We start from the raw sequence: 6,025 nt of genomic DNA on the forward strand, positions 1-6,025 counted from the left end.
GTGGGTTCAATCGGCGACCTGGTGGTAGGCCAGATACCAGCGCACGAACTCGGCGACGCCCTGCCTGAGCGGGGTGGCGGGGCGGGTGCCCGTGAAGGTGTGCAGGGGCTCGCTGTCGGCCCAGGTGGCGTGCATGTCGCCGGCCTGCATCGGCAGCATCCGCTTGATGGCGGGCCTGTCCAGCGCCTGCTCCAGCGCCTCGATGAAGTCGAGCAGCCGTACCGGCTGGCCGTTGCCTATGTTGAGGAGGCGGTAGGGGGCGGCGCTTTCGGCCAGGCTGCCCTGGCTGGCGTGCCAGTGCGGATTGGCGCGCGGCGGCAGTTCGGCGACGGCGAGTATGCCGTCCACTATGTCGTCTATGTAGGTAAAGTCGCGGCTGAGCAGGCCCTGGTTGTACACGTCGATGGGCTCGCCGGCCAGGATGGCGCGGGTGAACTTGGCGATGGCCATGTCGGGGCGACCCCAGGGGCCGTAGACGGTAAAAAAGCGCAGCCCTGTGGTGGGCAGGCCGTAGAGCGCCGAGTAGGCGTGGGCCATCAGCTCGCCGCTCTTCTTGGTGGCGGCATAGAGGGAGACGGGGTGATCCGCCGGCTGTTCGGTGGAGAAGGGCATCTGATCGCTCAGACCATAGACGGAGCTGGAGGAGGCGTAGATCAGATGGTTTATGCCGTGCTGGCGGCAGCCTTCCAGCACGGTCAGCATGCCGGTGAGGTTGCTGTCGGCATAGGCAAACGGGTTCTCCAGTGAATGGCGCACCCCCGCCTGGGCCCCCAGGTGGATCACCCGCTCGAACCCGCTCTCGGCAAACAGGGTCGCCATGCCGTCCCGATCCGCCAGCTCCCGCCGTTCGAAGCGGAAATGGGGGAAGGAGACCAGCCGTGACAGTCTGGCCCGCTTCAGGCTCACCTCGTAGTAGTCGTTGAGGTTGTCCAGCCCCACCACCTGATGGCCCGCCTCGCACAGCCGTCTGGCGACGTGAAAGCCGATAAAGCCGGCGGCGCCTGTCACCAGATATTTCATACGTGTTGTCCTGTGCTGATCATGGGGGCCTGTGGTCCTGAGTGGGGGCTGAAAAAGGGCTGGGCGCTTTGTACCAGAGCGCGGGTCCCGGCGCCACATGGAGGCGGCGCCATGGTGGACGAGGGCTGGCTCGTCAGGCGCGGCATGCTGCATCTTGGTGCACTGGCTGTCAATGGAGAATGACAGGCACCAAAACGGGGCGTTCCCCGTGGCTATTGTGATCCTGGTCGCAAAAAATAGACTGGAGCCCATAACGAAGCCCTGCGGACAGGGCTCGCGTCCGCCACGGCGGACACAAGACACTCTTTTCACTTCGCTATTGGATACAGGTTATGGACAACACCCCAGGCTCTGCGCGCTCAGCCCGTTCTGCGCATCCCCTCTATGAAGATGTACTCGCCCTGCTGACCGCAGCCGGTTTCGTTTCACTCGGCATCTTCCTGTTTCATCAGGTCGGCCTGCTCACCGGCGGCACCGCCGGGCTGGCGCTGCTGCTGCAACAGGTGACGGGGCTGAGCTTCGGCCTGCTGTTCTTCGGCATGAACTTGCCGTTTTACGCCCTGGCCTGGCTCAGGATGGGGCCGCGCTTCACCCTCAACACCTTCGTCTCCGTGGCCGCCGTCTCCTTCATGACGGATCACCTCAATGCCGTGCTGCAGATAGGCAAGATAGAACCCGTCTATGCGGCCCTGATCGGAGGCACCCTGATCGGCATGGGGCTGCTCATCATGTTCCGCCACAAATCGAGCCTGGGTGGCTTCAACATACTGGCGCTGTTTATCCAGGACCGCTTCGGCATCCGCGCCGGCAAGCTGCAAATGGGGCTTGATTGCACCATAGTCATCGCCTCCTGCTTCGTGGTGCAGCCCTGGATCCTGGCGCTCTCCGTGGTGGCGGCCATCATCTGTAACCTGGTGTTGACACTCAATCACAAGCCGGGCCGCTATCAGATCGCTTGACGAACAAAGAATCATATGAGGCTGTTTGGCAGGCAATTAGCCCGCCACGCCTTGCAAACAAACAGAGCGCCTGATGGCGCTCTTTTGCTATCCAGGATCCCGACTCCTCTCATACCACCATGGGCAGGCCAGTCTCAGGGTGATGGATCACCTGAGCCGAGTAGTCATACAGACGATCGATCAGGGCCGGAGTCAACACCTCGGCCGGGGTGCCGTCTGCCATCAGTCTGCCCTGCTCCAGCATCACCAGCCGGTCGGCGTAACGGGCCGCCAGATTGAGATCGTGCAGCACCACCAGCACGGCTGTGTTGCGGGCGGCCAGGGCGCGGGCCATGGTGAGCAGCTGGTGTTGGTACTTGAGATCGAGCGCCGAGGTGGGCTCGTCCAGCAGCAGCAGGCGTGGCTGCTGGGGATCGTCCTGTGCCTGCCAGATCTGGGCCAGTACCCGGGCGAACTGCACCCGCTGCCGCTCCCCGCCGGAGAGGCCGGGATAGAGGCGGCTAGCCAGGTGCTCGACCCCGGCATGGGTCATGGCGGCCCGCACTATTTGGTCGCGCCGGCTGGCGGGCTCGCTGTGGGGCAGGCGTCCCATGGCGACCACCTCTTCGCACAGAAACGGAAAGTTGAGGGACGAGCTCTGCGGCAGCACGCCGACGCTGTGGGCCAGTTCCATGGTGGGCCAGGCTTGCCGCTCCCGGCCAAACAGGCTTATCTCCCCCTCGTGTTCCAGCTCGCCGGTCAGACACTTGAGCAGCGAGCTCTTGCCTGCGCCGTTGGGGCCGAGCAGGGCGGTGAGCGTGCCGGCCTGCAGGCTGAGGTCGAGCCTGTCCAGGATGGGGCGGCCAGCTCGGGTGAGGCTGAGCTGGTGACAGCGCAGCAGGGGCGTTGATGCAGGCAAGATAGACCTCCGGTTAAAGCGTCCGGCGGCCCTTGACCAGCAGCCAGATGAAGAAGGGGGCGCCCAGCAGGGCTGTGATGATGCCGACCGGCAGCTCGGCCGGTGCCAGCAGGGTGCGGGCCAGCATGTCGGCGCCCAGCAGCAGGGCGGCGCCCAGCAGGGCAGAGAGCGGCAGCAGCCTGACGTGGTTGGGGCCGGCCAGCAGCCGCACCAGATGGGGCACCACCAGACCGACGAAGCCGATCATGCCCGCCACGGCGACGGCCACGCCGACCCCGGCGGCGGTGAGCAGGATCAGGCGCCGCTTGAGAGATTGCACATTGACTCCCAGATGACGGGCCTCCCCTTCCCCCAGCAAGAGGGCGTTGAGGGGATTGGCATCGCGCATGAACAGCAGCAGCAGAACGATCAGGGTGGCCAGCGCCAGCGCCACGTCCACTGGCTTGCCCGCCGCCAGGGTGCCCATCTGCCACAGGCTCAGGTTGCGCAGCATCTGGTCGTCGGCCAGGTAGGTGAGCAGCCCTATCACGGCGCCGGACAGTGCCGTGATGGCCACCCCCGCCAGCAACATGACGGTGACGGACGTTCCCCCTTCCCGGGTGCCGAGCAAATATACCAGCGTGGTGGTAAGCGCCCCGCCGAGGAAGGCGAGCAGGGGCAGCAGACCTATGCCGAGCAGGCTTTGCCACTGCTGGCCGAGGGGCGCCAGCAGCACTATGGCCAGCGCGGCGCCGAGCGCAGCCCCACCGGAGACCCCTATGATGCCGGGGTCGGCCAGCGGATTGCGAAACAGCCCCTGCATGACGGCGCCACAGAGGCCGAGTATGCCTCCCACGGCGATGCAGAGCAGGGTACGTGGCAGGCGGATCTCCTGCACGATCAAGAGCTTGTGGGCCGCAATCCCGCTCTCCTGCCCGGCGACCAGGGCACGCAGGCTCTCGCCGAGGGAGAGCGCCATGGGGCCGGTCGCCAGCGACCCGACCAGCAGCAGCGCCAGCGCGCCGCCGGTGAGCGCGAAAAGCCAGGGCAGAGGCAGGCGCATCATGAACCCAGCTTGATCCACTTGGCGATCTGGTTTGCCTGGTGCAACGAGGTGAGGCTGAGGCCCCCTTGCAGGGCGTGGCCGTCGATGGCGTGGATGGCCCGGTTTTTACCCGCCGGGGTGGCGGTGAGCGCGGGTACTTGGCTCAGCACTGCTTCCGGATCCTGATACTGCTGCCAGTCGCGGCCGCTCACCAGCACCAGATCCGGTTGCAGCTCGATCAGGGATTCGGTGGAGACGGGCTTGTAGTCGCTCAGCTGGGCCACCGGATTGACGCCGCCCGCCAGGGTGAGCAGGGCGCTGGCGGTGGTATTGCCGCCGGCTATGCTGGTGGGTTGCCCCTTGTGCAGCAGCAGGAAGACCACCTTGAGCGGCTTGTTCTGCTTCGCCTGTGCCGCCAGTTGCGCTGTCTGGGCTTGGATCTTGGCTTTCAATCGCATGCCGGCGGCCGGGTCATTGAGCAGGCCGGCCAGGGTATCGATGCGCTGGTTGAGGTTGGCGAGGGTCGGTGCGGTCGGCAGCACGTCCACCTCGACTCCGGCGCGGCGCAACTGCTCCAGCGCCGGCGGCGGCCCCATCTCGTCGCTGCCGATCAGCCGGGTCGGCGCCAGACTGAGGATCCCCTCGGCGGCGAGGGCGCGGTGATAACCGACCCTGGGCAGATTTTTCGGTTCAGTGCTGCTGATGTCGGTAGCGATCAGGCTCTGTTCACCGCCCAGTGCCAGAATGAGTTCTGTGGTGGCCGGGCCTATGCTGACGATACGTTCCTGCGCGGCAGCAGACAGGGAAAGGGTTGAGCAGCCGAGCAGGCTGAGTGCGAGGGCAAAACGACGGCCCATGCTAACCTCCGAAGGGTGAATGAAGTTGGGTTGCCGCCGAGAATATCAAGCCGGTGAAAAAAATGCACTGAGAATGAAAGCGATTATCAATTGCATTGGCTCTGGTGCTTTATTAGAGTATTCGCCATGACAGGAGAGGGATGCAGCACGCATCCCAAGGGAGAACCTATGAGCATTGCACAACGCATTCATGAGCTGCTGGAACAAGACCCCAGCGCCCATCCTTCCACCATTGCCAGCGAGCTGGCGGTCAGCGAGTGGGAGGTGGTACGACACCTGCCTGCCGAGCTGGTGACCCTGGTGCCCGCCGAGCGGGCCGAAGCCCTGCTGGCGGATCTGGCGGATTGGGGTCAGGTGACCACCATCATCGAATCCGATGGCTCCATCTTCGAGATGAAGGCGCCGTTTCCCAAGGGCAAGAGCGCCCGCGGCTACTACAACCTGATGGGGCGCGATGGCGAGATGCATGGTCACCTCAAGCTCGACAACGTGGTCGGCATGGCACTGGTCAGCAAGCTGTTCATGGGCAAGGAGGGGCACTCCTTCCAGTTCTTTGGCCACAGCGGCCGCTGTATTTTCAAGGTCTATCTGGGACGTGACGAGCAGCGCCAGCTGCTGCCAGCTCAGGTGGAACGCTTCATGGCCTTGCGCCACCAGTACCAAGAGGAACTAAAAGCATGAGTGAACGTCAGGAGCGTCTGCAGAATCGCCTGCAACCGGAGATCCGCGAGTTTCGCGACGGTTGCCACACCCTGCAACTGGCGACGGTGGACAGCGAAGGCAACCCCAATGCCAGCTATGCTCCCTTCGTGCTGCAGGAGGATGGCTACTATGTGCTCATCTCCGAGATCGCCCGTCACGCCCGCAACCTGCAACAGGTGCCCAAGGTGTCGCTGATGCTGATCGAGGATGAAACCGGTGCCCGCGAGCTGTTTGCCCGCAAGCGGCTCACCTTTGACGCCGTGGCCGAGGTGGTGGCCCGCGATGACGAGCGCTGGGGCCAGGCGATCGCCGCGCTGGAAGGGCGCTTCGGCGACATCGTCAAGGGGCTCTCCAACCTCAAGGATTTCGTGCTGTTCCGGCTCAAGCCCGAGCAGGGGCTGTTCGTCAAGGGCTTCGGTCAGGCGTTTCGCGTCTCAGGTGACGAGCTGGTGGACTTCGTCCATCTGGTGGAAGGGCACAAGCGGGTCGACAACGGGGCCGAGCTGACCAGTCCGGCCGATGCGCCAGTCTGACGACAGGCCTTTGCAATAAAAAAACGGGCAGC

At 64.5% G+C, this 6,025-nt stretch carries 7 protein-coding genes; 3 read left to right on the top strand and 4 right to left on the bottom strand.

What is annotated here, in order from left to right; all coding sequences use genetic code 11:
* Positions 1-6 precede the first annotated feature (6 nt).
* Entirely contained in the window at positions 7-1,020 is a 1,014-nt protein-coding gene (locus tag BN1128_RS14695) for an NAD-dependent epimerase (RefSeq protein WP_042870046.1), read from the bottom strand.
* A gap of 332 nt (positions 1,021-1,352) precedes the next feature.
* On the opposite strand from BN1128_RS14695, the gene BN1128_RS14700 reads away from it, so the two are divergent.
* Positions 1,353-1,979: a YitT family protein gene (locus tag BN1128_RS14700; RefSeq protein ID WP_005311722.1), complete on the top strand. Its 627-nt coding sequence runs from the start codon at positions 1,353-1,355 to the stop codon at positions 1,977-1,979.
* Positions 1,980-2,088: 109 nt separating this feature from the next.
* On the opposite strand, the gene BN1128_RS14705 is transcribed toward BN1128_RS14700, so the two are convergent.
* From BN1128_RS14705 to BN1128_RS14715, 3 genes are read right to left on the bottom strand one after another with little or no spacing between them, the layout of a single operon-like run.
* Entirely contained in the window at positions 2,089-2,877 is a 789-nt protein-coding gene (locus BN1128_RS14705; protein WP_042870048.1) for a heme ABC transporter ATP-binding protein, read from the bottom strand.
* 13 nt (positions 2,878-2,890) lie between these two features.
* A complete protein-coding gene (locus BN1128_RS14710) occupies positions 2,891-3,922 on the bottom strand; it encodes a FecCD family ABC transporter permease (RefSeq protein WP_042870050.1) in 1,032 nt (343 codons plus the stop codon).
* Positions 3,919-4,758, bottom strand: coding sequence for a heme/hemin ABC transporter substrate-binding protein (locus BN1128_RS14715; protein WP_042870052.1), 840 nt, complete (start codon positions 4,756-4,758; stop codon positions 3,919-3,921). Before BN1128_RS14715 ends, BN1128_RS14710 begins: the two co-directional genes overlap by 4 nt.
* Before the next feature lie 168 nt (positions 4,759-4,926).
* On the opposite strand from BN1128_RS14715, the gene hutX reads away from it, so the two are divergent.
* Together hutX and hutZ are read left to right on the top strand one after the other, a co-directional pair.
* Positions 4,927-5,439: a heme utilization cystosolic carrier protein HutX gene (gene hutX, locus BN1128_RS14720; RefSeq protein WP_042870054.1), complete on the top strand. Its 513-nt coding sequence runs from the start codon at positions 4,927-4,929 to the stop codon at positions 5,437-5,439.
* Positions 5,436-5,993: a heme utilization protein HutZ gene (hutZ, locus tag BN1128_RS14725; RefSeq protein WP_042870057.1), complete on the top strand. Its 558-nt coding sequence runs from the start codon at positions 5,436-5,438 to the stop codon at positions 5,991-5,993. Before hutX ends, hutZ begins: the two co-directional genes overlap by 4 nt.
* The last annotated feature ends 32 nt before the right edge of the window (positions 5,994-6,025 follow it).

The sequence above is a fragment of the Aeromonas piscicola genome, assembly GCF_000820005.1.
Classification (GTDB): domain Bacteria; phylum Pseudomonadota; class Gammaproteobacteria; order Enterobacterales; family Aeromonadaceae; genus Aeromonas; species Aeromonas piscicola.